17 protein-coding genes are annotated in these 26,096 nt (G+C 48.2%); 8 read left to right on the forward strand and 9 right to left on the reverse strand.

Features of this window, described 5'->3' with window-relative positions; genetic code table 11:
• Nucleotides 1-188: 188 nt before the first annotated feature.
• The 7 genes from BUB16_RS01885 (at nucleotide 189) to BUB16_RS01915 (ending at nucleotide 12,260) form a co-directional block, all read left to right on the forward strand.
• A complete protein-coding gene (locus tag BUB16_RS01885; protein ID WP_073059112.1) occupies nucleotides 189-2,399 on the forward strand; it encodes a DUF4962 domain-containing protein in 2,211 nt (736 codons plus the stop codon).
• A gap of 359 nt (nucleotides 2,400-2,758) precedes the next feature.
• Entirely contained in the window at nucleotides 2,759-4,222 is a 1,464-nt protein-coding gene (locus tag BUB16_RS01890) for a sulfatase-like hydrolase/transferase (protein ID WP_211483055.1), read from the forward strand.
• Nucleotides 4,223-4,538: 316 nt separating this feature from the next.
• A complete protein-coding gene (locus BUB16_RS01895; RefSeq protein WP_084087959.1) occupies nucleotides 4,539-5,822 on the forward strand; it encodes an amidohydrolase/deacetylase family metallohydrolase in 1,284 nt (427 codons plus the stop codon).
• Nucleotides 5,823-6,262: 440 nt separating this feature from the next.
• The gene (locus BUB16_RS01900) at nucleotides 6,263-8,461 is read left to right on the forward strand and encodes a pyrroloquinoline quinone-dependent dehydrogenase (protein ID WP_211483056.1); all 2,199 of its coding nucleotides are present in this window, start codon (nucleotides 6,263-6,265) and stop codon (nucleotides 8,459-8,461) included.
• Nucleotides 8,462-8,661: 200 nt separating this feature from the next.
• Entirely contained in the window at nucleotides 8,662-10,209 is a 1,548-nt protein-coding gene (locus BUB16_RS01905) for a sulfatase family protein (protein ID WP_211483057.1), read from the forward strand.
• A gap of 247 nt (nucleotides 10,210-10,456) precedes the next feature.
• Nucleotides 10,457-11,071 (forward strand): septal ring lytic transglycosylase RlpA family protein, encoded by a 615-nt coding sequence (locus tag BUB16_RS21350; RefSeq protein WP_073059114.1) that lies wholly within the window; start codon nucleotides 10,457-10,459, stop codon nucleotides 11,069-11,071.
• Nucleotides 11,072-11,441: 370 nt separating this feature from the next.
• Nucleotides 11,442-12,260: a carbon-nitrogen hydrolase family protein gene (locus BUB16_RS01915; protein WP_073059158.1), complete on the forward strand. Its 819-nt coding sequence runs from the start codon at nucleotides 11,442-11,444 to the stop codon at nucleotides 12,258-12,260.
• Between the two features lie 176 nt (nucleotides 12,261-12,436).
• On the opposite strand, the gene BUB16_RS01920 is transcribed toward BUB16_RS01915, so the two are convergent.
• The 8 genes from BUB16_RS01920 to BUB16_RS01955 form a co-directional block, all read right to left on the reverse strand.
• A complete protein-coding gene (locus BUB16_RS01920; protein ID WP_073059115.1) occupies nucleotides 12,437-13,603 on the reverse strand; it encodes a DUF445 domain-containing protein in 1,167 nt (388 codons plus the stop codon).
• A gap of 217 nt (nucleotides 13,604-13,820) precedes the next feature.
• Complete coding sequence (gene ybeY / locus BUB16_RS01925) at nucleotides 13,821-14,264, reverse strand: rRNA maturation RNase YbeY (RefSeq protein WP_073059116.1); 444 nt, start codon at nucleotides 14,262-14,264, stop codon at nucleotides 13,821-13,823.
• Between the two features lie 4 nt (nucleotides 14,265-14,268).
• Nucleotides 14,269-14,727, reverse strand: coding sequence for a hypothetical protein (locus BUB16_RS01930; protein ID WP_073059117.1), 459 nt, complete (start codon nucleotides 14,725-14,727; stop codon nucleotides 14,269-14,271).
• Between the two features lie 113 nt (nucleotides 14,728-14,840).
• Nucleotides 14,841-17,738, reverse strand: a complete 2,898-nt coding sequence (locus tag BUB16_RS01935; protein ID WP_244545619.1) for a glycosyltransferase family 117 protein — start codon at nucleotides 17,736-17,738, stop codon at nucleotides 14,841-14,843.
• Nucleotides 17,739-18,077: 339 nt separating this feature from the next.
• Nucleotides 18,078-18,677, reverse strand: coding sequence for a peptide-methionine (R)-S-oxide reductase MsrB (gene msrB, locus BUB16_RS01940; RefSeq protein ID WP_244545620.1), 600 nt, complete (start codon nucleotides 18,675-18,677; stop codon nucleotides 18,078-18,080).
• A 575-nt stretch (nucleotides 18,678-19,252) separates the two neighbouring features.
• Nucleotides 19,253-19,924 carry an acyloxyacyl hydrolase gene (locus BUB16_RS01945; RefSeq protein WP_073059119.1) on the reverse strand — a complete coding sequence of 224 codons (672 nt, stop codon included), beginning with the start codon at nucleotides 19,922-19,924 and terminating at the stop codon, nucleotides 19,253-19,255.
• Between the two features lie 8 nt (nucleotides 19,925-19,932).
• A complete protein-coding gene (locus tag BUB16_RS01950; protein WP_073059120.1) occupies nucleotides 19,933-20,844 on the reverse strand; it encodes a cation diffusion facilitator family transporter in 912 nt (303 codons plus the stop codon).
• Between the two features lie 166 nt (nucleotides 20,845-21,010).
• On the reverse strand, nucleotides 21,011-22,306 hold the full coding sequence (locus tag BUB16_RS01955) for a PQQ-dependent sugar dehydrogenase (RefSeq protein ID WP_139240146.1): 1,296 nt from the start codon (nucleotides 22,304-22,306) through the stop codon (nucleotides 21,011-21,013).
• A gap of 290 nt (nucleotides 22,307-22,596) precedes the next feature.
• Here BUB16_RS01955 and BUB16_RS01960 point away from each other — a divergent pair, with 290 nt between their 5' ends.
• Nucleotides 22,597-23,502, forward strand: a complete 906-nt coding sequence (locus tag BUB16_RS01960; protein ID WP_073059122.1) for an SMP-30/gluconolactonase/LRE family protein — start codon at nucleotides 22,597-22,599, stop codon at nucleotides 23,500-23,502.
• Nucleotides 23,503-23,633: 131 nt separating this feature from the next.
• On the opposite strand, the gene BUB16_RS01965 is transcribed toward BUB16_RS01960, so the two are convergent.
• Nucleotides 23,634-25,748 (reverse strand): TonB-dependent receptor family protein, encoded by a 2,115-nt coding sequence (locus BUB16_RS01965; protein WP_170864245.1) that lies wholly within the window; start codon nucleotides 25,746-25,748, stop codon nucleotides 23,634-23,636.
• Nucleotides 25,749-26,096: the final 348 nt, after the last annotated feature.

Below are 26,096 nucleotides of genomic sequence, written 5' to 3' on the forward strand. Positions count from 1 at the left end.
CAGCCGAGGGCTAACATTCCCGAAATCGCCTTATGAACAATCCGAAGTCCCAGGATAAATAGTTTTTTGGATTTTTGAATTTAAATTATCAAAAGTTATATATAATGACCTATTAAAAATTCAGGAGTAATCCCGACATGTGGTTGTTTTTACTCCTGCTGGTTACTTGCATTCACAGTACATATCCTATGGATTTATTAAACCGCCTGGAATTCATAAAAAAAATAAGTGCCCTTTCCGGCCTCGCTATGGGGACCCCTTTCCTAACGGTAACGGATGCAGAAGACCTCAGAAATGGCCAGGCTAACCTTCCGCAGAGAACGTTAGACTCGATACAAGATAAGCTTTCCAATATACAGAAGAGCCATCCCTCGCTTCATTTTGATTCGAAAAGATTAACACAACTTCGGGCTCAGGCAAAAGGCACGCATGTAAGATATGCCCAAAATCTCTTCCAATGGGTGGACAAAAATAAATCATGGTCGCCATCCAGGGTGACAGGAGGCTCCGGAGATGAAGTACCGTTGGAAGAAGCGGGAGCCTTTCTGACCAATGCTTCTTTGGCATTTTGTCTAAGCAGGAAAGAGCAACATTTTGAAATTGCGCGAAACTGGGCGTTGGCCATGTGTGAGTATCCGTCGGGGGCTATCCGGAATTACGGGATGGGTATTTATGTAGCGGGACTTGCCCGGGCGTTCGACTGGCTCTACCATGACTTCTCCGCTGAAGACCGTGATACTGTAAAAACAGCTGTCGCTGATATTGTAACTCAGATGTACCATAATGCGCAGCCGGAAGCAGAAAACAGGTCATGGTGGAGCAATCGATATATTCATCATGATTTTTGGATTCCCGTGGGGGGATGCGGAGAGGCAGCGTTGGCTTTGACAGGAGAAATAAAGGAGGCTGATAAATATGCAGCATATGCTAAAGCAAATTTTGATCTTGCGCTCACCTGGATAGGCAACGATGGAGCATGGCATGAAGGAGCGGCTGACTGGTGCTACGCCCTGGCACCGTTATTATGGTTTTACGGGGCTTGGAAAACGGTTACGGGAGAAGATCTGCATAACAAGCCGTGGGTAAGGAACACCGCTAACTACAGGCTGTATCACTGGCTTCCCAATAATCACTATGTCAATCTTAATGACTCTTTCCGCAGTGGCCGCTACAGCACCAGCGGGAGTGCATCCTGTCATCTTCTTCGACGACTGGCTTCGATTTATAGGGACGGACATGCTCAATGGCTGGCTGATAACGATGAAGAGTTTGACTTTAAGCCGTCCCCGAAAGGAGTTTATGAGGCTCCCTATGAAGACCTGTCTTATAAGCCCGGTTACAATGAATATCCCCATCCCAAATCCCAAACAATGGCCTGGAACATGCTGTGGTATGATCCGTCTGTCGAGTCAATTCCGCCGCAAATGCCAAAAACCTGTCATTTTGAGAATATGGGTACCGTTATGATGCGGACGGGATGGGGGGAAGACGCTGCTGTCGTATCATTTGCCTGCGCACCACTTGCGGGACATGTTGTAAAAGAGCGGATTGATGAAGGTGAACAGATTCACTGGGGAAATTTTGCCCACGATCACGCCGATTATAACTCTTTCACCTTGTTTGCCAATGGACAATATTTCATCATCCCCGCGGGATATGCCAGAAGGGCCAGTCATTTCCAAAATACGGTTGATGTGAATGGGGCGGATTTTGAAACGGATCCTTCCCTAAACATACATATAGAGGAATTTATAAATGAAAATAACTTTTCGTATGCAGTTGGGGACGCTACAGAAGCCTTTTTCCCTCAGCTCGGGGTAAAAAGGTATAAGCGCCATATTCTTCTTTTTGAAAATAAATGGCTGCTTATTTTTGATGATCTTCAATTAAATGAAAGAGGAAGTCAAAATAAGGTTTGGAACCGTTTCAACTGGACCGTCCACAGCGATCCAACGACGCATGAATGTGTGATAAATAAGAATAGGGTTAAGTGGGAATCTCTCAAAGGTAATAAGCCCCCTCTTTGGATGTATGTAATCGAACCCCGGGAGTTCGGCTGGGAAAGGGAGATGCTCCAGTCAAAGAAAGGAGAGCATATGATGGAAGCATTGCGTCTGTCGAAGCCGGAGTTTTATGGTAATGAAAAGAAGGTACTTTCGGTTTGGTCGTGGGAAAACCAAGCCGAAGTTCCGCAAAAAATGGATCATCCCGAATGTAATATCGTACTCCTGGGAGATAAAAAAGCGGTAGGGTTTGCAAAGAGTCCCTCTCTATCCGTACGACCTTCCAATTTCCTGCAAAATGGTTTAGAGGGACGAGAATTGTTATTGTTTGGTGCAAGCGGGAATAAGGAACGATCATTTTTCAGGATAAAGGACGGGGAGTTTTCAGTAGGATAAAATATCACCTTTTTTTCAGGTCCGAAGAGGATAAGATCTTGAATGAAAAAAGAATAGAAATGAAAAAGCTCTCATACTTCTGAGATTTCAAAAGCCGATAACCCAAGAACTTTATAGTTACCGATAAATTTTGTACTGTGGGTTTTTAAAACCTGGCTTTTCAGGGTGGATCTCCCTGTGATACAGTATGCTTGAATAATGGGCGGCTTTGCAAAACGGGCTGTCATCCTGATCGTAGCTGTAGGATTACACGCTGAAAATATCAGTTGCTGTTTGAAGTTTTTGACAGGTTCCGAATGACACATTCACTGGTTTTTAAAGCCCCCTAACGATTATAAACGACGAGTCAAGGATTTCTTATGACTATTATTATTGACAGGAGCAGGATGATATATGCGCTGTTTGCCATCATGATACTGGCTGCAGCCTGTAGTGAAAAAGGAACAGATGAGAAAGCCCGCAAGTCCGGCGGGGCGCTAAGTAGCTTTAAACCCAATCTCATTTTTGTCATGACCGACGATCAGGGGTACGGGGATGTTGGATATATGGGACATCAAGAGCTTAAGACGCCCAATATAGATGAAATGGCCCGCAATGGACTTCGATTGGACCGATTTTATACCTCCCCGGTCTGTTCCCCGACACGGGCCAGTGTGCTTTCCGGCCGGCATCCGAATCGTTCCGGCACATTTTCATGGGGGCATGCCCTGCGAGCACAGGAACAGACAGTCATCGAGCATCTGAGGCAAGCGGGCTATCAAACCGGATTTTTTGGCAAATGGCACCTGGGATCGATTCGGGCGGAAGGGACAACCAGTCCGGGTGCTCACGGATTCGATGAGTGGGTAGCGGCAGCAAATTTCTATACGAATGATCCCTGGATGAGCAGGAATGGCACGCCGGTGCAGCTAAAGGGTGAGGGGTCGGCCGTGACCGTAGACCTCGCCCTGGAGTTTATCGAAAAGGCGGCCGGAAAGGAGAAACCGTTTGTGGTATTTATCTGGACCGGAGCTCCGCATCTTCCCCACGAGGCCCGCCCGGAGCTGCAGGCGCTGTATCCCGATCAACCGGATAATCTAAAGAATTATTATGGTGAAATAAGCGGTATAGACCGGGCAGTGGGACATTTACGCGGGCGCCTGCGCGAGCTGGATATTGCCGGGGAGACCCTTTTGTGGTTTGCCAGCGACAATGGGGGACGCCTGCCGGAAGCCGACAATGGGGTACTGCGGGATGAGAAGGGTACGCTTTGGGAAGGAGGTATTCGGGTGCCGGCGGTTCTGGAGTGGCCGGGGCATATAGAGCCGCGTATCAGCCGGGTCCCGTCGGCAATGGTGGATCTTTTCCCTACTTTTCTGGAGCTGGCCGGTGTTACTCCCACAGAGAAAATAACGCCAAAGGACGGAATAAGCCTGGTCCCGCTGATAAAAGCGGAAACGGACCGCCGGGAGGTTCCCATCGGATTCTGGAGATACGGGGGCATTGATGGTCAAATAATGCGAAGCGATGAAATTGTTCAGGAGTTGCAGAGATTTCAGCAGGGGAATCTTTCCGAAGAGAAGCTGAATGAGGGACGCGTGAACGCCCCGGACTCATCTTATAAGGAGATCGGGCGGTATCCTGACGCTGCGGCCTGGATAGAGGGGAACTGGAAACTGCACACTAACAGCGATTCGGCCACTGCTCTTTACAACCTGGATAAGGATCCCGGGGAGCAGCAGAACCTGCTGGAGCAGCATCCCAAGCGTGCCGAACGCATGCATAAGGCGTTGCGGGAATGGCAGCATTCGGTCGTCAACAGTATTCGCGGCGAAGACTATTAGTGGCTTTTGCAACACTGTTCTTTGATGTCGGCGTTATCGGTCGGTTGAAATTCTCAGGTATGGGTTATATGCTGTGATTCCAACCTCCCTATGGACTTGAGTTTGAACAAAATCCCTTGCTTTGCAAAAGTCTCTACAAATTTTATCTCTATTTATTTAAACTTAAAGACCATCATGGATACACCAGTTATGAAGATCACGGTTCTTATTGCCTCGTTCACTTTTGTTCAAATTAGAGAATAGGGAATATGTAATACAGGTTATTATAACGATAGGGGACCGTAATAATATTAATTTAAATATGGAGACTCGAACCATGACAAAACAGAACTGCCTGTCCGACTATTCCGACTGTTTGCGGAAGATATATATTTTTCTTGTCTCTGCCTTAGTACTGTTGGTTTGTGGGCCTGGTCAGGGAGCTCAGGCTCAGAAATACGATCTGCTGATCAAGGGCGGACATGTCATAGACCCTAAAAACGATATTGACCGTCCCATGGATCTTGCAGTGAGAGATGGCCAAATAGCCCGCCTGGGAGACGATATTCCCGGTGACAGTTCCGGTAAGGTCATTGACGCCAGGGGATTATATGTCACGCCGGGACTGATTGATATCCACGCTCATACTTATTACGGTACCGAGCCCAACCGGTCATATAGTAACGGCTTTAACGCCCTCCCGCCCGACGGCTTTACTTTCCGGGCCGGGGTAACGACCGTCGTAGATGCAGGAGGGGCGGGATGGCGTAATTTTACTCATTTTAAGAATCAGGTAATAGAGCGAGCGGATACCCGGGTGCTTGCCTTCCTGAACATTGTGGGTGACGGGATGAGTGGACTACCGGAGCAGAATCTGGACGACATGAATCCAAGGATGACGGCATTGGCTGCCCGAAGGAACCCGGAAATCGTTGGCGTTAAGATAGCACATTACAGCGGACCGGGCTGGGAAGCTTATCAGCGAGCCGTGTCGGCCGGTAAGCAGTCTGAAATACCGGTAATGGTGGATATCGGAGGGGCTGTACCGCTGGATACGCTGTTTCTGGAGGTGCTCCGGCCTGGGGATATTTATACCCACGCATTTGGGGGAGCCAGTGGAGATGAGCAGGCGGTGGTGTATGATAATGGCAACCTCCGCGAGGGTATGATGGAGGCCCGTAAACGGGGTCTCATTTTTGATGTCGGTCACGGCGGAGGCAGCTTTTCCTTTTCTACGGCCATTCCCGCATTTGAACAGGGATTGAAACCAACGACCTTCAGTACGGATTTACACACCGGAAGCATGAACGACGGGATGAAAAATATGGCCAACCTCCTGTCAAAGTACCTTAATATCGGCATGTCGATGCAAGAGGTAATCGAGGCCTCCACCTGGAAGCCGGCACAGGTAATCCGTCGCGAGGAACTGGGACATTTGAGCAAGGGCGCAGTAGCTGATATTGCCGTTTTTAAGCTGCGGGAAGGAACATTTGGTTTTGTAGATGCACGGGAACAGAAAATAGAGGGAACTCAGAAACTACAGGCTGAACTAACGATACGTGCAGGAAAAGTCGTATGGGATTTGAATGGCCTTAGTGTCCCTCAGTGGAAAGAGCAATAGAGGGCTTGTAAAAGTGGTCTATTGTCCAATGCAGGCGTTAATGATCGATAGATATCCTCACCACATTGCTATATACCGGAGCTCCAACCGTCTTCTGATTTTGAATAACATATCTGTTTTTATAATAAACAAAAATCATAAAACCTGATTTCGTTTTTGAGAGTGTTGTATCTTTATGTATAATAGGATGCTATTTTTTATTCAAGGGGCAGCACTAACATACCGAGGGCATAGAAATTACGATATTTTGGTCTGTATCGGTGTCTGAGCGAATTCAAAACGGCTGCATATATTTAAGTCACAAGTGAGTATTTTGAATTCGAAAACATGCTGAGATCAGCTAAAAGAACGGTTTTAAAAAGCGCTCATAAAGAAATACATAGTATACGTACAGTGGGTTCATTGCTTTAATACATACCATAAAATAATTCAAATACACCGTGAATAAAATCTACTGCGTTGGTTTCGATAAATCCTGTATCTCTATTTGTATAGGGATTAGCTTTCTTCTGTTAACCTTATCTGCCTGTCAGGAAAAAAAACCGGAAGCAGACAAAGACTACCGGGAATGGAAGGTGTTCAAAGGGGATAAAGGGAGCACCGGCTACTCGGAGCTGGACCAGATCAACAAAGAGAATGTGGACCGGCTTGAGGTAGCATGGACCTATCATTCCGGGGATGCACGCAAGCCCGGCAGTCAGACCAGCCCGATCATTGTGGATGGCGTGATGTATCTCACCACCCCCGGTATCAAGGTTGCGGCACTGGATGCGGCCACCGGGGAGGAGATTTGGGTGTTTGATCCCTTTAAGGGGGAAGATGAAGAACCTGTAGCAGTAAACCGTGGGGTTGCATACTGGGAAGGGAAACAGGGCAACGACCGGAGGATATTCTTGACGGCTGATGACAAACTATACGCCCTTGACGCGCAGTCCGGCTCATTGATGACAGGCTTCGGAGACCAGGGTACGGTGGACCTGAGAAAAGGGCTGGGGCGGGATCCCGGTCTGCTTTCCGTTCGGGCTACTTCTCCGGGTGTTGTCCACAACGATTTGCTTATCATGGGTTCCAGCACCAGCGAAGGAGAAGGAGCGGCACCGGGACATATCCGCGCGTATAACGTGAAAACCGGGGCAATCGAGTGGACGTTTCGCACGATTCCGTCGCCCGGTGATTTTGGTCACGACAGCTGGGGACCCAATGCCTGGCAGCTGGCGGGAGGGGCCAACAACTGGGCGGGCATGAGCCTGGACGAAGAGCGCGAAATCGTATATGTGCCCACGGGTTCAGCCGCACCGGATTTCTATACGCCGGGCACGCGCGGCGAAGGGAAACACCTGTTTGGAAATACGCTGTTGGCGTTGGATGCCAACACGGGAGAACGGATTTGGCATTACCAGATTGTCCATCACGACTTATGGGATTACGACCTTCCGGCGGCCCCCAGCCTGGTGACGGTAGAAAAAGACGGCCGGAAAGTAGATGCAATAGCCCAGGTTACAAAACACGGGTTGCTTTTTGTGCTGGACCGCGAAACGGGGGAGCCGCTTTTCCCGGTGAAAGAACGTCCTGTCCCGGAATCCGGGATTGAGGGAGAGGAGGCCTGGCCGACACAGCCCGTGCCGGTCAAGCCGGAGCCTCTGACGCGTTTTCAGATTACCGAAGACGACCTGACGAATATCTCACCGGAAGCCCGGGAATATGCCCGGAAGCGATTCAGGGAGATGCGCTACGAGGGACCCTTTACGCCGCTGGGAGTGCGGGAAACGCTGGTGTACCCGGGAAGCCGAGGAGGAGCCGAGTGGGGAGGGGCCTCATTTGACCCCCAAAGTAATATGCTCTATGTAAATGTCAACGATTTTGGAACCAGCTTTTCGCTTAGTAAAGTGGAAGAGCCTTCCATGGATACTGAAAACCCTATAATCAGGGGAAGAAGTATCTATAGGGTGAATTGTTCAACCTGTCACGGCACCCCCGGGGGACAGCAGCCGACGGAATTTCCGTCGATGACCAATGTTGACGAGCGACTTTCGGAATCTGATATTATTGAAATCATAGAAACAGGCCAGGGTTTCATGCCTTCTTTTCCCCAGCTAAGCGAGAAGCAAAAGGAGGCCATTGTCGCCTACCTCTCGGATGTGGATGAGGATGGATCCATATCCGTCCCTGAAGAAGAGACTGTCGAAACAGAGACCTCTTCCTATAGCTATGCGATTGATATAGCCTATAAACAGTTTATGGATGAGGAAGGATATTATGCGACTAAGCCGCCCTGGGGGACGCTTAATGCCATCGATCTGGACAGCGGTGAACTGGTATGGAAAGTACCGCTGGGGGAATACGAAGAATTGACCGAGCGGGGAATACCGGCTACAGGGACATCAAATCTTGGGGGTTCGGTAGTTACAGCCGGCGGCTTGGTATTTATTGGGGCTACGCATGATGAAAAGTTCAGAGCTTTCGATAAAGATTCGGGGGAGATCCTGTGGGAGTACGACTTGCCGGCTGCCGGGGATGCTTTTCCAGCTACCTACGAGATTGAAGGCAGGCAGTATGTGGTTATTCCCGCCACCGGGGGCAGCCGGGTGGGGACCCGTTCCAGTGATGCTTTTATTGCCTTTGCGCTGCCGGAAGAGTAAGGTTAAAACATATATTAAAGTGATCTTTCATAAACCAAGATAAAAATCTGCATTCGATAAACTACGCCGTGGAGCCAATCGGGCACCTATTCGATTTTGATGAACAACTTTTATTTGTTCTTTTTACCCGGAACGTGGCGTAAGATAAATTTGATTCTCTTATTATCATTCAATGCAATAAAATGGAGAAACTGTTTATTATGCTTTTTCGACCGCTGAAATACCTGTGTAAATCTGCCGGGGCTTTAAACGTATGGACGATAGTGGCGACTGTCATATTGGTCATTCTTCAGATGGGTACGGTCATGCCATTGCACGGGCAGTCCGGGGAATCCGACATTGAGAATGTTATCTTTATCCTCAGCGACGATCACCGGTATGACTTTATGAGTTTTATGGAGAAATCTCCCGATTTTCTGGATACTCCGGCAATGGACCGCATGGCCAGGGAAGGAGCGCACATAAAAAACGCTTTTGTGACCACCTCCATCTGCTCGCCGAGCCGTGCCTCAATTCTTACCGGACAATATGCACACCGTCACGGGGTGGTGGACAACCAGCGTTTGGTGCCGGAAGGCACCCGCTTCTTTCCGGAATTCTTACAAAACGAGGGGATGCAAACTGCTTTTATAGGAAAATGGCATATGGGACATGAGCGTGATGATCCCCGGCCGGGCTTCGACCATTGGGTGAGCTTCCGCGGTCAGGGGGCTTATTTTGATCCGGTGTTAAACATCAATGGGGAACGGAGTCAGCATGACGGCTATATTGCCGATATTCTTACCGACCATGCCATTGACTGGCTTGAAACCGAACGGGATAAGGAACAGCCGTTTTTCCTGTATCTGTCTCACAAAAATGTTCACTACGAATTTAAACCGGCCCCGCGGCATGAGGAAAAGTATGCCGGCGAGCCTATAGACTATCCCGAGGGGATGGCCCGGACCGAAGGAAACCTTGAGGGACAGTCCCAGTGGATGTATGATCGCAGGTACTCTATCCATGGCATTGAACACATGTGGCCCGGCAACAATTTTGACAATGACCCGGTTCCCGATTTTGATTCCCTTTATCACCGGTATGCCGAGACCACGCTCTCGCTGGATGAAAGTATCGGAGAGGTCCTTAGCTATCTCGATGAAAACGATCTGGCTGAAGAAACTCTGGTTATTTATATGGGGGACAACGGTTTCTACCTGGGAGAACACGGCTTTTATGACAAACGCGATGCTTTTGAGCCCTCTATTCGTGTCCCTCTGCTTGCGTATGCGCCGGGCACGATCGAGGAAGGCACGGTCGTCGATGAGATGGTGCTGAATCTTGATGTGGCTCCGACGATCCTCGATGCTGCCGGCATGCCGGTTCCGGAAGAGATGGAGGTCGACGGCTCTTCTTTTTTGCCGCTGCTACAGGGTAAAAACATACCCTGGCGGGAAGAGTTTCTCTATGAGTATTTCTGGGAGTGGAACTTTCCCGCAACCCCCACCATGTTTGCACTGCGTGGGAATCGATATAAATACATCTTTTACTATGGCAGATGGGATAAAGACGGCTTTTATGATCTTAAAACCGATCCGCATGAACAGCATAACCTTATCGATGTGCCCTCTTACCAGGATCAAATAGCCCGATGGCGGGAGCGTCTCTTTGATAAAATGGAGGAGAGTGGAGCGATGAATATCCCCCTGCGTCGCCCGCAAGTTGATGAAAGCGGCAAGCGACTTGATATGCGGCTGCTGGATAATTAAATGCATTAGATTTTCTGCCAATAGGGGTATATATTGCCCGCAGCTTGTCACAGCAAGGAAATAGGAACAGGTGAATCAAAGAATGCGGACAACTTTTTTTCTGTTAAGTTCAATAGTATTGATGCTGAGCTCCTGCACTGCTTTTAAACATTCTTCTATTAAATATTCGAAAACTACCATCCCTGTAAAGTCATTTGCTCCCGGTGAGGCTCTGAACTCCTCACCGGGCTTACCTGAGTTCGGGCACATGTTATTAGCTCAAACGGAGCCGTTTGTATTGCCCTATAACAGGATTGCTGAAGTCTCATCATTGCTTGGAGCAGGAAAAGCAAGCTGGTACGGAGCAAATTTTCACGGCAGATCTACGGCAAGCGGTGAACGCTATGATATGCACGAATTGACTGCAGCTCATCCCAACCTGCCTTTTAATACCCTTTTGTGGGTGGAAAATATCAAGAATGGGCGTTCTGCACTGGTGCGTGTCAATGACCGGGGACCTTTTTCGGGGGGACGGATCATTGACCTTTCCCGGGAAGCTGCCGATAAACTGGGCATGACCGGCACCGGAGTTGCCAGGGTTAATTTATATCTCGCAAAAAAAGACAAGCATGGTAATTCACCGGTTAAAGCCGCTGACCCGGTTTATACTATTCAACTGGGTGCTTTTGAGACAGGGAAGAAGGCCCTGGCTTTTGCTCGTACAATCGAAGAGGCACGGGTTGAAATCGTACAAGAAAAAGACAAAACCTATTACGGCGTTTTCTACGGGCTCTATGCTGACAGGAGTGAGGCTTTCCGGAAACAACAAAAACTATTTGATCAGAAAAATTTTAACGTTCTTATAAAAGAACTTGAGGTTTGAGAATTAATGTAGCTCAAGATTCTGGGTTAAAAATCTTTAACAAGGGGCCGTTGTCAGGCGACCGGGAGGTCCCGCAGGATAAAAATACGGACACTAAATACCGGTCCGGAAAAGCGTTGCCGCATAACCGGTAATGAATTACCGATAACAAAAGTTAATCCTTGACAAGGGGAAACAAAACCCGCAGCTTGTACCTGCAGACCTTACAGTCCTAAATTCGATACTGCATAGCATTTTCGGCCTGTTAACCTTGGTGGCGTAGCTCTTTTTACAGAATAAACTGCAACTGCCTGTTCTACAAAACCTTGTGCGCAGGAAAACAACCTGCAGTCTGAATATCTCCTTGAATATTTTTAAATCCCGGGATCCTATGTTTGAAACCAAATATAAAGCCGCTGTTGTTCAGATGAATAGCCAGACCCGATTGGATCAGAATCTGGATCAGGCCTATATCTATATTAAAGCAGCCGTGGACCAGGGTGCAAGGATAGTGGGACTGCCGGAAAATTTTGCTTTTTTAGGGGGGCTTTCCATGCGGATAGAGCACGGGGACACCATTGCAGAGGAAACATCCGTTTTTTTATCGGAAACGGCCAGAGAATTTTCAATTTATCTGATGGGTGGGAGTTATCCGGTACCCGCTTCAGTTAACAAGGTATATAATCGTTCAACGCTGTATGACCCGGATGGAAAAGAGTTAATCCATTATGACAAAATACACCTTTTTGATGTGTCGCTGGAACGGGATGAAACGTACAATGAATCCGCCTATGTAGAAGCCGGGAAAGCCGAGCCGGCCGTTTATGCCGATGATACCATTGGGGGATGGGGACTGTCGGTCTGTTATGACCTGCGGTTCCCGGAATATTACCGGGCACTGGTCGATCGTGGGGCTGAAATTTTATCCATTCCCTCCGCTTTTACCTATACGACGGGAAGAGATCACTGGAGCCCCTTGCTCAGAGCCCGGGCCATCGAAAATACGTCGTATGTATTCGCACCCGCGCAGACGGGGCTACATGGCAGTAACAGGGAGACATGGGGACATGCCATGATCGTGGATCCGTGGGGAGAGGTCATCGCCGATGCCGGAAGTGAACCGGGGATTGTTTGCGCAACGATTGATCCGGCTCGCATCAGAGAGGTCCGCCGGTCCATTCCCTCTTTAAACCATAGAAGACTGAAATAAAATACATTTTTACCGAGAAGATTTTGTTTCTTTCAAGTGTTTAAGGCACACAGCCCTGAAAATAAACGATATTTTCATACAGCGTCCGGTCTTCCAGCTTTTCCAGCACAGAAGTCAGTCTCATACATAAGTTTATTTCCGGATATTCGGATATGTTGTTACGGGATAAGCGGGATTTAATGCCATTGACTTTGCTGGAATAATAATTGATCCAATGCCAAAATAACCAGAAAGATAGTACCCAGCACAGAAATACTTAACAGCGGTTCCCAGATGATGAAACCGCCAATGCATCCCAATACCGCCCCCAGATACTGGATGTAGCGCAGTTGCTCATTCGTGGCATTTCGGATTATATTTGATATGTGCTGCTCATCGTAGCTGCGCAGGTTTTCTTCTACCAACTTATGTACGTTAAGTTGATTCACAAGCTTATAGAGGAGCGTAGTAACAATATCCTCTATAGACTCACTGTTATCGTCAATGGTCTCAGGGAGCCGGTCGAGCAGGCTGTCCAGCTTATCAAGCCCGCTTTCTACCGAGACAGGGATTTGTACCAGCGCTTCTTCAATAATATGCTGCATCTGTTGGCCCTTCACGAATGAATAGGTCTTGAGGGCTACTTTTTCAAAAGATTTATCCTGGACCGCTTCTTCAATCTGACGCAGGATACGCTGGGCGATGGCTCCCCGAATTTCCGGATTTGCAATCATTTCATCGATATAGCTGACCACCCATCCTTTCAGATCTTCCCGGAAGACCGGATCATCAATAATGCTCTTAATATAACGAGTAGATTGTTCACGATAACGGCTTATAATACCCGATTCGCTGATTTTTTGTTTAATGATTTCAGGATTAATAAGATCTTCGGAGACGGCTTGCGCAAGCCGGTAAGCAATGCGGTTTTTTTGGGCGGGAATGAGTCCGTGTCCAAGAATAGGACGTTTTTGAGCCGGCTTGAAGAGCATGGTAATGGCAAGCCAGTTGGTAAAGAAGCCGATCAATCCGCTTACGCTGATAATCCGCAGCAAGCCTTCGAACGGCAGCGTATAACCGTAGGGTGCTACGGCGAGTCCGTTGAAATCCCAAAAAAAAGAGCTGAAAAAAGTAAGCAGGAGCACCCAGGGAAACAGGGAAAGCAGGGTTAAAACGGTAGAGCTATGGCGTTGCTGCCGGGGCGGGGCTTTTATGTCCGGTTCTGAAGAGGCCGAAAGCTGATCGAATTTGCTGTATTTTACCAGCATCTGCCATAATATCCGCGCTTTTTCCCGGGTCTTTTCCTTGGCTACCTGCAGTGCACGGTTGGTATCACTATTATCTTCAAATGACTGTTCGCTCATGGAACCGTTGGTTTAATCTGTTTTCGGCGGTAATTACGAGTACCGCATGGGGCATCTGTGGGAAATGGTTATCAGTTCTTGGTTAACAGTTTTGGGAGCCAGCCCCTTACAGGTAATTTGCGCTATCACTTTTTAAGCAAATATGTTAATCCGCAAATAACCGGAAGCTACAGATGATGTTAGCACATGCAAGTATCTGCTAATAGGCTTCGAATGATTATACTATATGTTCAAGATAAAAGTTTTCCCTGGATCTCATTTTTTGTTTTTCCTCTTCTGACTGGTCGTCGTACCCCACCAGGTGCAGGAGTCCGTGGATAAGAATACGTTGAAACTCTTTTTTTTCCGGTTCATCAAATTCCTCCGCCTGTTCGCTGATACGGGGCGCGCAACAAAACAGCGTACCCTGAATACCTTCCTTCTCACCTGATTCTTCATCATAGCGAAAAGAAATAATGTCAGTGACATACGCTCTTTCGAGATACTCCCTGTTGACACGGACAATTTCCTCTTCATCCACATATACCACCTCCACAAAGTCAAAGGAGCAGTTTTCATGGCGCATAATGGCAGAAAGAATGACGTGACAAGCGGACGGGGAGAGCGGAAGGGACTGATCCGTTTGGTTGAAGAGCTCAATGTTGGCCTCCGATTCAGCCATCTACTCAGTCTTCATCAAATGAAAAAGTATCGGGATCGATGGATTCGGTAAGTGAGAGTGCAATTGCACACATCATCAGATCTTCGGGCAGTTGGGTAAAGTCACTATTCAAAATGGTTTCCTCCACATTGGCGTATAAGCTGCACCCGGCTCCCTGTTCAATAATCAGACCTGAGATACGGTCCTGCTGGCGGCCAAAAAAAGTAACCTGTTTCAGCATGTCGCTGGCAATGAAAGCGGTACAGTTATGCAGCTGAAGGAAGGTATTCTGGGCATAGACCGAAACCATATTCAGCTTTTCACCGTTAACCTCCATTCCCAGGTGAATTTCAAGAGCCAGCCTGCGGCTCTCTTCCTCATTTTTAACTTCCAGCCGGAACACATCATTACCCAGCGGTTTTGCCTCGGTTTGAAGAATTTCGGCAATAGCATCAATATTTTCTTTGGTAAACTCGTGAACCATTGAATCAGGATCTCATACGCTGACGATTATAACTACAACTACGTGAAATATACAACGTGCAATTTAGAATAAGAAATTTAAGTAGTGGCCGAGACATTTGTGGGTGATGCAGGTTAATCGAGCTGAAACTGATCGAACTGTTGCTTGTTTTCTTCACGGGTAGAGGGAAGTGAAATACGAGCGGTGGTTATGGAGTCCACCCGTTCTGCAAGTTCGGTCGCCCGGTTATCCAGTCCGGCCATAAAATAAATACGCTGCACGATGGTAAGGTGACTGATGGCAAAAGAGACTTCCTGGGTAACTCTTTGCCGCTGTGAAGATATTTGCTGCATCCGTCTTTCCAGCTCTTGTCGTTTACCTATGTCGGCATTTTGGCGGGCCGTTTCCAATTCGGCTTCAGCGGTTGACAGCTGTCGCTGAATTTCATCAAACTTGCTCATATTTTCTCTCAGATCCGTCATAAGGGTCTTCTCCGCCTTCCGGGCCAGATCAACAGCACTGCTGTCATCACCTACACTGGCATAACTGTAGGCATAGAGGGTGATAGAATTGACATTATTGCCGGTTACATTAAAGGGAATACGTTCTTCTCCCCAGTTCAGCCAGTAGCGGGCGCTGTCGGGCTTCCCGATTTCCTTATATTTGGAAGCGAGTTCCGTAATGCTGAAGCGATAATTTCCAAGCATACGTCTGATATTTTCGTCAAAATAGGCATTGGGATTATTCCATTCCCTGAATCTGAAGTTTTCGAGCCGTTCGGCATGGATGGATGGGTCAATCCAGCCGTAGCCTGCATCATCGTGCCGCTGGGGGACAATGCGGAAGGCTTTGCCTTCGAACCGGAAGTAAGGCTGCAGGTTTAGCTGGCTTTGTGATGATACCGTATTGGCAAAGTACACGGGACGCAGCCACTTGTTATTTCGGAGGATGTTTAATATTACCTCATCCTGCACCTGGGTATAATACCGGGTGTTGCCCTGCGGGCCCTGTCCCGCCGAACGCCCCTCGTAATACCAGTATACCTCGTCGTCCAACGAGTCCACCGGGATACCGAAGTCAATCCCTTTGCTGTAGATTTCCAGGGAGGTATCCGGGGTAACACCAATGGTTTCTTTATATCTACCGGCCCCGGAAAACGCCTGTCTCAACAGCTCTTTATCCACCGGGATGGAGATCGTATCCGGCTGGTGCATGGAAAGACTGCTGGTCATCTGTTCGATCTCCTCATCGGTAAGCGAGATGGGGAGCGGGGGGGACTCATGAGACCACTGGTCCCGCAGCTGTTTAATATACCAGTCGGTATTCAGCAAGCTCAGGTTTACGATGCGCACGTCCGTGCGAACGCCTTCCACTTCCTGCAGGTACCACAGCGGGAAGGTATCGTTATCGCCGTTGGTAAAGAGGATGGAGTTGGGGGCCGTCGACTGCAGCAGGTTATAGGCGTAGTCAGGTGCTACATAGCGCTCACTGCGGTCGTGATCATTAAAATTTTGCACGCCCATCAACAGGGGAGAAGCACAGAACAGCAGGCCGAAAATCCCGTACGCAGCCAGCTTGCTGGACCTCAGGTATTCTTTAACTAATTCAATCAGGCCTATCCCGCCCATACCAATCCATATGGAAAACGCAAAAAAGGATCCCACATAGGCATAGTCCCGCTCGCGAGGCTCCATGGGGGTTTGATTGAGAAAGACAATAACAGCGAGTCCGGTCATTAAAAACAGGACCAGTACCGAAAGTGCCCGCTTCCAGTCTAGTTGAAAATGAAAGATCATCCCGAAAAGCCCCAGCAGGAAGGGAATATAAAAATAACTGTTATGAGCGGGATTGTCCTCATGTTCCGTCTCTGTGAACCCGCTTTGCCATCCGGCATCCTGGATATCCGCATCGCGTCCGATAAAATTCCAGGCAAAATAGCGGATATACATGTGATCCAGCTGGTAGCTCAGGAAGAAATCCAGATCACTGGAATATTGTGCGTACTGACGCATGTGTTGCGGGTTGGTAGAATAACGGCGTGGAAAAAAGACCGCCTGATCGCGATTAATCGTACCCTGCTCATTGTCAAAGGTATTGCCGGTCAGAAGCGGTGTATTGCCGTATTGCTCGCGTTCGAGATAGCTGATAAAGGCTTCCACTGTTTCCGGATCATTTTCGTCGATGGGAGGATCGGCCGCAGAACGGATAAAGATGAGCGCATAGGAGGAGTAGCCGATGATAATCATGGCATAGCTCAAAAGCGCAATATTAGCCATACGATGATTATGTTTGTGCGTGTAGTAAATACCGCCCCCAAGAAGCAGTACCACCAAAATCATAAAGAAAATAGGTCCTATTAAGCCGTAACTGGCGTGTGTAACGCCCTCCATGATGGAAGGCAGCGACTGCACGGTAAAGGGATAGATTACCAAAAAGGCGGCCGAAGCGATCGCAGCTGAAAGTGTAAACGAAGACAGCCCGAACTCTTTTTTCTTGAAATAGATAATCAGGGCGACAAAAAAGAGAGCCAGCAGGTTTAACAGGTGTACGCCCAGGGCCAGCCCAAACAGGTAAGCGATGAGAATGAGCCAGCGTTCGTTATAGGGCTCATCATGATTTTCGGCCCAGACCAGAGCCAGCCAGACTACCATGGCCGTAAAGAACATGGATACGGCGTAGACTTCAGCTTCTACGGCATTAAACCAGAAGGTGTCGGTAACCGCAAAGGTAAAGGCTCCGAGAAGCGCACCCCCGTACATGCCGATTTTTTCGATATCCGCCATCTTGTCGGGCGCTCCTTTCCATTCGCGCACCAGCCGTACAATCACCAGGTAGAGCAGCATTACTGTCAAAGCGGAACTGAGCACACTGATGAAGTTAATGCTTGCCGCTACGTATCCTGCGGGCATGAACATTGAAAACAGGCGCCCCAACAGGGAGTAGAACGGCGCCCCGGGAGGATGGTTAACCTGGAGTTCGTGAGCAACAGCTATAAATTCTCCGGCATCCCAGAAGCTGGCCGTAGGGGCCATGGTTAAGACGTAAAGGATCAGAGAAGCAAGAAAGGCAAATAGGGCTAAGGTCCTATTTGTTGCTCTGTGATTCGAAAACATTCGCACCTGTTTTTCATTAAAAAGTTAATACCTCAATTCAGCAGGCAATAATAGCCATAGGTAAGATATAATCAAAATGATACAGCTATTTTCAATGGATTGCCAATGCGCAGCTGACTGAGGTTATGAACGGTAAGACAATGGGGATATTTTAAACGGCCTGTCGTGGATCTCCCATCCCGGGTAGTCGGGAGTGCAGGCATGTAAGTGATCCCGTGCACAGGGATAAGAATTTAAACCGCCGTAGGCTGCCAGCTGTTAATCCTCCTGTTTAACGGGAAGCTGCTCTGCATCTACCGAGGAAAGGTCCATTGCCTCAAAGTCAAGCGCTTGTGAGTTCAAACAATATCTGAGTCCCGTTGGATCGGGACCATCTTCGAATACGTGTCCCAGGTGCGATCCACAGCGGGCACATACGGTTTCGGTGCGGGTCATAAACAGGCTGTTATCTTCTTTTTCACCAACTACTGACGGTTTAATCGGTTCCCAGAAGCTGGGCCACCCGGTACCCGATTCATATTTGGTTTCGGAGGTGAAAACCGGTTGTCCGCAGGCCCCGCAATAATAGACCCCTTCCTCTTTGTTGTCATAATACTCATTGATAAACGGAAGTTCGGTGCCGCGCTTGCGTAGTATACGATATTCCCCGGAGGTGAGAATCTTTTTCCATTCCGCTTCTGTTTTTACCACTTCATATTCATCTTCTTTTTCTTTCATGGTATCAGCGTGTTCTGCTTCTAATGTTTGTCCCCCTGCCAGAGATATATGACGGCCGGTATTCTCTTGGCTTTTGTTGCCATTTAAACAACTTACGGCAAGGATGGCAAGAACAAGTGTCGGTATTAGTGTTTTCATCATCGGTTGGTTTTTGTTAAACGCCCCTATTCGGATTACTCACTGAGAAATTTAGTTGTTGACAAGACGAAACCGAGCCAAGATTTAAAAACGTATAACATATACATTAATTGCACCTGGTACAGTTTCAGAGCCGGCCACGGGTAAATTTCGTATTCATGCGTGAATAATCCGGGGTAACCACTCTTGCGAGCAAGAAAAAATTACCGGTTCCTGAAGGTAAACAATCCTGATTCAATAATAATTCTATTCGATATTTCTTTACAAATGCCATAATGGGAATCCGGTACGGCAGAATATTTCATAACGCTGACAAAGAGAACCAACCGGGCACAGTGTTCTTTCGGACGGGTCATAATGTATTGGGAGACTTTGCAAAACCCGACTGTCATCCTGAACGCAGCTGAAGGATTTCACTCTAAAAGCCGTAGTTGTTCTTTAGAAATTCTTCGAAAGACTCAGAATGAGAACTCAACGCTGCTTCAAAGCCTCCAGTTAAGGTACATACAGCCCGGGACCAGGGACAACGGATGTAATCGTGGAACCAAACGGAAGGGATATGCAGGCAGCTAAACAACCTAAAAGAACGTGATGGAAGTATAGTAAAAATTGGAATCTATGCCGGGATTGACCTGCCCCCGTTCTCCGTTGGACAGGTGATGATACCTGACGCCCAGCGAGAGCGAGACGGAAGGGAAGATCATCATTTCAACACCTCCTCCGGCATCAAATGTAAAATTCAGCTTTTTCCCGCGGTTGTCGGGAAACGGTTTGTCCATGTACATGAGTCCGGTCGAAATATTGACGAAAGGCTGAAAGGTACCGGTGGAAAGAAAGTTAAGCTGTAAACCCACGGGAGAGATACCGAATCCCGAGAGTGAATTTTTGTAGGTATAGGGTTCAAATCCCTGATAGGAATAGTTGGAATAAAGGTTTACCCGTAAATTATATTCTAACACGGAGTCATAAGCGCGAACAAGCTTCCTGTTGTACCGCAAACCAAAGGATCGGATATGTGCATCTTGCGTTTTACCCCACAACCGGTATGAGTCCAGAGCAAATCCCATCCATACAGAAAACTCATTGGGGTTAGCCAGGGATTGTGATCTTAGCTGGCGTTGTGTTTTGTTTTCATATGTTTGTTGATCTGTGCTGTCGGTAGCCGATTCAGGTTGTGCACGGACTGCGGACGCAAGGAAGGACAAGCCCAGCAGGACAAATAAAACTTTTACATGGTACAGGCTCTTCATTGCTACACTCAGATATGTTTTGCTTTTTCCGATTCTACAAAGACCCGTTTAATGAGCGGGAACTGGTCCTTTATTTTTTGCGTCAGTGCGGCTGTGGTATCTTCAACATCCTGCGAGGACATATTATCCCTGAAATCAACGCTGATATTAAGCAGGATAAAATTTGGTCCCATATGTAGCGTCAGGGTTTCATGTACTGATTTTATTCCCTGAAAAGAGGAGAGTATTTCTTCAACTTCCTCCAGGATACGCGGGTCAGCACTTTCTCCGATCAGCAATCCCTTTGTTTCGTAGGCCAGCCAGGTAGCGGTGGTGCCCAGTATCAGACCGATGACAATAGAGGCAATGCCATCAAAAACCGGCATGCCGGTCCACTGGCTGAGTCCGATTCCCGTTATGGCCACGAAAAGACCCAACAGTGCAGCTGAGTCTTCAAATAACACCACGAAAGTGGTTGGATTCTTTTCCTTTTGCACCGCCTCAAAATAGCCGCGCTCCCCCTTTATCTTCTTAAATTCTTTCCACGCAAAATACCAGGCAATTCCGGTTATCACCATAGCAGCGCCCAACACACCGTAGCTCACGATCGCATTTTCTATGGGATGCGGATCCATCACGCTGTGGATACCTTCGTATATAGAAATGCCTGCCCCGACGGCAAACACCATAATCGCTACAATGAAGCTCCAAAAATAGATCTCTTTCCCATAGCCGAAAGGGTGGACCCGGTCGGCCGGTTTTTTAGCCCGTTTTAAGCCCAGCAGCAACAGAAGCTGATTGCTGGTATCAACCGTGGTATGAATGCCCTCCGAAAACATGGCCGAGCTACCGGTAACGGCAGCAGCAATAAATTTTACAACGGCGATGATACCGTTAGCGATGAGCGCAGCATAAATAACTTTTTTTGATCCTGATGCCATACAATACCTTGCCCTTAATTCTTTTTTTGGACGGCTTTAGTATTATTACCCCGGGGCAAAGCCACCGGGATAATAATTTAACGATACGCCGAAAACGTTAGTTGTAATTTTCGACCCGGAAGGTCGGGGAAACAGACCACCTGGCTAATAACTTCATAATAATTCCTTATTCTTCATCTCCGGTATAGACAATGCGCCAGACTTTACCCTTTTGTGAATCCGTAACGTACAGTGAGCCATCCGCACCGGACGCAAGTCCCGTGGGACGAGCTTCAGCATTTCCGGGGGAAGAAAGAGAATCCTGTCCCGCAAAACCGTCAGCAAAAACTTCATACTCGCCATCTACCTCTGCGCCGTCAAACGGGACAAAAGTCACATTATAGCCTTGCTGAGGCTCCGGAGCCCGGTTCCAGCTGCCATGGAAAGCAATAAAAGCCCCACTGGAATAGTGATCCGGATACTGGGTTCCGCTGTAGAAAATAAGGTCGTTGGGGGCCCAGTGAGCAGGAAACGTAATAATGGGATCTTCGTATTCATCCCCTTCATAAGCCGTTTCCCCGTCACCTCCATACTCGGGAGCAATCATCTTTTGTCCGGTCAGCCCGTCATAATACGTATACGGCCAGCCAAAGTTATCGCCCTCGTCGACGGCAAACATCTCTTCCGCCGGCAGCTCGGCATTGTCTTCCACCGTATAATAGTCAGGCCACAGCGTATTCAGCTGATCCCGGCCATGCTGAACAATATACAGCTTGCCGGCATTCTCGTTCCAGTCCAGTGCCACGGAGTTCCGAATTCCGGTAGTGTACCGCTCCCCGTCTTCCTCGAACGATTGTCCCGTCGTATTCGCATCAAATTGCCACACGCCCCCATGGTTCTCCAGCTGTGGACAGGGGTCCATGCCTGGTGACTCCGGTGTCCGTCCTTCTTCCTGACAGGCATTGGAAGGACCGCCGACATTAACGTATAGATTTCCGGATCCGTCAAAGGTGAATGACTTTGCCGCATGTGAGTCCTGATCGGGAAATCCTTCGACTACAATTTCAGCTTCTCCCCGGGGGACCAGCTGATTCTCTTCCATCGTATAGCGGACCACGGATGTGTCGGATGAGGAATACAGGTACCCATCATGCAATTGAATACCGGTGCCCGCATAGGAACCAAAATATTCGACCTGGTCTGCCGTGCCGTCACCGTCCTCATCTCTCAATGCAGCAATACTGCCTCCGTTCTTCTCCTCTTCAAGAGCGATATAAATGTCCCCGTTTTCAGCTACGGTGACGTGCCGTGCCTGGCCAACGCTGTCGGCCACCACAACGGCTTGAAAATTATCGGGAAGGGTTATGCCCCCGTTATCCTCCGAAAAGTTCAGCGTCTGTGATGAAGAAGTGGAGGTCTCTCCGCCACAGCCAGTCAATGTCATGCCCAGCAATACTACAATCCCAATTTTTAGAAGTCTCATATTATCAAATTTTGACATTAAATTTATTTGTAACTCATTATAATAAGTTATAGATATATTTCATTCCACATAAATTTTATTATAACACAAAGGTTTCTTAAAATAGTTACTCCAATAAGGGCTTTGAAAAGCAGGGGTTTTGTTCAATACCGAAACCTAAGCTCATGTAAAACTCCAGCATATAAAGAGCATATGTGAAGTTTTAAATGTGTGAAAAGGCAGGGATTGGCCAAAAGAACGGTTTTACAAACGCTTCTCAAATGATAATTTAAATAAGTGAGGACAGGGATATGATGAATATTTTTAAATGCTTTACGTTATTAATTGCAGTGTTTCTGCTCGTGTCAACGGTATCTGCACAGGAAAATTCACTTACGTCCGGGAAGGCCGAGAAGGTTACTGACGGATTTAAGTTTACGGAGGGGCCCTACTGGCATGCCGACGGCTATCTTCTTTTTAGTGATATTCCTGCTAATACTATTTATAAATGGACGCCCGGATCTGCGAAATCGGACATTTTTATTAAACCATCAGGCAATTCCAATGGCATAGCGATGGATTCGGAGGGCAGACTCGTCTTGGCACAGCATGAGGGAAAGATTTCTGCTCTTAATGGTGAGCACCAAATGGTTGTTCTGGCCGAGAGTTTTAAAGGCAAGCGATTAAACAGTCCGAATGACCTAACCATAGCGTCAGATGGGACGATCTATTTTACGGACCCGCCCTTTGGAGTGGATGAAGAAGAAAAGGAACTCATGTTCAGCGGCGTTTACATGCTTGATGAGGAGGGATCTCCGCAACTGCTGTTCGATGGGTTTGAAACACCTAACGGGATCGTGTTGAATGAGGATGAATCAAAAATCTATGTAAATGATACGAGATCAGGGGATATCATGGTATTCGAAGTCGCATCGGACGGGACCTTTGAAAACCCGGAATCCTTTGCCAGCGTAGGCGCTTCGATCGACAGCGGTGCAGCCGATGGCATGGTCGTTGACAGGCAGGGACGACTCTATAGCACGGGTCCCGGCGGACTTTTTGTCTTTTCTCCTGAGGGACAGCAGCTGGAAAAAATTGAGCTGCCCGACCGGGCAACAAATATGGGATGGGGCGGTCCTGAAAACCGGACGCTCTATATCACCACCCCCTCGGCCATTTACCGGCTGGAGATGACGGCTGAAGGGGTGAATAATTGATTGCTTCGCCTGAAAATGCATCATGGCAATCCCTGCTTAGTAAAAAACCACTGAAGCACGCTATGAAGCATACTCCGGCATAGGCGGGAACACTTCCAGGAATATCACTGCCGGCTGCTGCGGTTGCCTTCTTAAAAATTCACCGATACGCCCGCCTGCCAGTTTCGTCCGGGGGCGGGTTCGTAATAACGTCCCCCCGGGTTATTTATGGCTACCGTACCGTTATAACGCTCGTCCAGCAGGTTGTTAACATTGATAAAAGGCTGGAGCATGACGCCCGTCTGCTTAAAAGAGAGCTGGTAACTCAGTTTCAAATCCAGCACATGATAAGCATCGTTCTCTTCCGTATTGAGGTTATTGACCGGGTAGCTGCTGGCATATTCATAGGAAAGTGAGCCTAAAAAGTGATTTGGGGACCAGTATAGGGTCGTATTAAGCCGGTTTTTAGGGATACCGGGGATCGTATTTCCATCTAATGACAGGCTGTCCAGCGTCTGGGCCTGTTTAAACTCAGCCGCCATTATGTTGGCCGTAGCCGTTAGCTTCCAGTCTCTCCCGAACTCGTAACCGATATGTCCCTCTACACCCATATGGGCTGTCTCACCCTGGTTGCGATAGAACGTGGGCCCGTCATTTTCCAGCTGGTAGGGGAACAGCAGGTCATAGATCCACAGGTGATAGGCTGCTAAATCGTATTGGAACTCAGATAGTTCGCTACTGCGGATCCCGGCTTCAAGTCCCACCGTTCGTTCCGGCTTCAGATCGGGATTGAATCCATTGCCGCCCCCCGGGCGATTGACCAGTTCCGTGGTGGTGGGGGCCTGGAAGGAGGTGCTTAGATTGGTATAGAGGGTATAGGAATAGGGTTGAAAACTCAAGCCGATGCTGGGACTAAGGGAATCAAAGGTGCGGTCGCCCGACTGGTCGGGTGCGGGTGCATCCGTGGAAAAGCGCATCCTGTCGTAACGAATGCCTCCCAGGATATTGAGGTTGCCCAGGCTATAGTTCCCATTCATAAAAAAGGCCTGGTTTGTTACCTCTTCCACCTGGTCTACGGTAATATCACCACGTTCTCCTCCACCGGCATGATCATATTCAACACGGTCGTCGTTCTGGAGCTTTATTTCACCGCCCCACTGAAACGCAAACTGGTCCACCGCATGATCCATGGTAGCCCGCAGTCCCCCCACTTTACGGTCCACCGTAATAATGCCGAAGGGCAGGGGGTTATGGAGGTCGCGGTAGATACCATATCCTGTAACATTGAGGATCCCGATCGATGTATCCAGGATATAGCTCAATCCCCCTTGTCCCTGTGTTATTTCTTTTCCGGATTCAGCGTTTTCAAAAAAAGGCACGGCCATGGTGGGATTTTCTCTTGCGTCCTCTGCTCCCAGGCTGCTGGGGTGGTGAGCTTTGGGCATAAAAACAGATGCAGCCTGGTATTTCAGTTCACTCCTTGAGGTCAGTTTAACCGACCCCGTGAAGCCCGAGCGCAGGATATCCACCGCGCTGTAATCCCGAAAACCGTCTGAGCTGAGATAGCTGGTATAAGCCGATAACTGGTGGTTTTCAGAGGAGGTGGAGAATTCCCCTTCCTGTTTAAAAGTGCCGTAAGAACCGGCCATGCTGCGAAAGCGTCCCTGCGTACCGTTGTTATACTCCGGGGTTGTTGACAAGTAGAGCACTCCACCGCTGCTATTGCCCCAATAGGTGGCCGCAGGACCCCGTATCAGTTCCGCACGTCGCACAAAAGCGGGGTCGATGATATTGGTCATCGACTGCCCGTCTGCAATTGTCAGAGGCATATCATTGAGAACAACCTGCATTCCCCTGACGCCGAATTCTGCCCGCCATCCCAGACCTCTGATCGTCATTCGTTCTCCCAGCGCATAATTTTGGCGGTCGCCGATCCAGAGTCCCGGCAGATCATCGCCGATACTTTTTAGCGACAGCGAAGAGGAATGATTGACCGTTTGCAGATCCCGGTTGTGGATACTCAGTGACAGCGGGGCATCCGCGGTACTGATTGCCGAGCGAATAGCCGTAATCTCAATGGGATCGAGGTCCACCCGCAAGCTGTCACCGGTTTGCTGTGCCTGAAGCGAAGAACTGATAAAGGTCAGGCCCAAAAAGAAAATGATAATATATGGGATCCCCAGAGCGCTTTGATATGGAGTTTTGCCGGTATTACGGGGTAAGAGTACATTCACAGTCATGTCAACAGAGAAAATGGTTTGTCGCACAGGTTAGAAAAAGTGATGGGTGAGTTTATTAATAAAAGGAGGTAAATCAAAAAAAGTAACGAAGTAAAATTACTGATCGTTCGATACCAAGCGTAAAATAAGCGAAACAGACTAAAGAGCCAATCATACGTAAACGACCATACCGGGGCTTTGCATACCGTTTCTTCCGGCTGATTCCTGTATTAGTGCACATACAATATACCAAGATATATTTTTGTATACATGCTGCGTTTTTTTGTTCAGCCTTCTAATAGAAGGCTTTGCAAAACCCCCTGATTCAGTGCGTTTTTAATGGGATTCTGTTATTTTTCGGTTCATTCTAAATTTTAGTTCATAAAAACATTCAAT

It is taken from the genome of Fodinibius roseus, from assembly GCF_900129315.1.
Classification (GTDB): Bacteria; Bacteroidota; Rhodothermia; order Balneolales; family Balneolaceae; genus Fodinibius; species Fodinibius roseus.

Coding starts and splice junctions, on each gene's coding strand:
- BUB16_RS01905 (WP_211483057.1), top strand. CDS start 8,662: ATGCTTTTTCGACCGCTGAAATACCTGTGTAAATCTGCCGGGGCTTTA.
- BUB16_RS01885 (WP_073059112.1), top strand. CDS start 189: ATGGATTTATTAAACCGCCTGGAATTCATAAAAAAAATAAGTGCCCTT.
- BUB16_RS01930 (WP_073059117.1), bottom strand. CDS start 14,727: ATGGTTCACGAGTTTACCAAAGAAAATATTGATGCTATTGCCGAAATT.
- BUB16_RS01915 (WP_073059158.1), top strand. CDS start 11,442: ATGTTTGAAACCAAATATAAAGCCGCTGTTGTTCAGATGAATAGCCAG.
- BUB16_RS01920 (WP_073059115.1), bottom strand. CDS start 13,603: ATGAGCGAACAGTCATTTGAAGATAATAGTGATACCAACCGTGCACTG.
- BUB16_RS21350 (WP_073059114.1), top strand. CDS start 10,457: ATGTTATTAGCTCAAACGGAGCCGTTTGTATTGCCCTATAACAGGATT.
- BUB16_RS01955 (WP_139240146.1), bottom strand. CDS start 22,306: ATGAGACTTCTAAAAATTGGGATTGTAGTATTGCTGGGCATGACATTG.
- BUB16_RS01950 (WP_073059120.1), bottom strand. CDS start 20,844: ATGGCATCAGGATCAAAAAAAGTTATTTATGCTGCGCTCATCGCTAAC.
- BUB16_RS01935 (WP_244545619.1), bottom strand. CDS start 17,738: ATGGCCCCTACGGCCAGCTTCTGGGATGCCGGAGAATTTATAGCTGTT.
- msrB (WP_244545620.1), bottom strand. CDS start 18,677: ATGATGAAAACACTAATACCGACACTTGTTCTTGCCATCCTTGCCGTA.
- ybeY (WP_073059116.1), bottom strand. CDS start 14,264: ATGGCTGAATCGGAGGCCAACATTGAGCTCTTCAACCAAACGGATCAG.
- BUB16_RS01960 (WP_073059122.1), top strand. CDS start 22,597: ATGATGAATATTTTTAAATGCTTTACGTTATTAATTGCAGTGTTTCTG.
- BUB16_RS01895 (WP_084087959.1), top strand. CDS start 4,539: ATGACAAAACAGAACTGCCTGTCCGACTATTCCGACTGTTTGCGGAAG.
- BUB16_RS01945 (WP_073059119.1), bottom strand. CDS start 19,924: ATGAAGAGCCTGTACCATGTAAAAGTTTTATTTGTCCTGCTGGGCTTG.
- BUB16_RS01890 (WP_211483055.1), top strand. CDS start 2,759: ATGACTATTATTATTGACAGGAGCAGGATGATATATGCGCTGTTTGCC.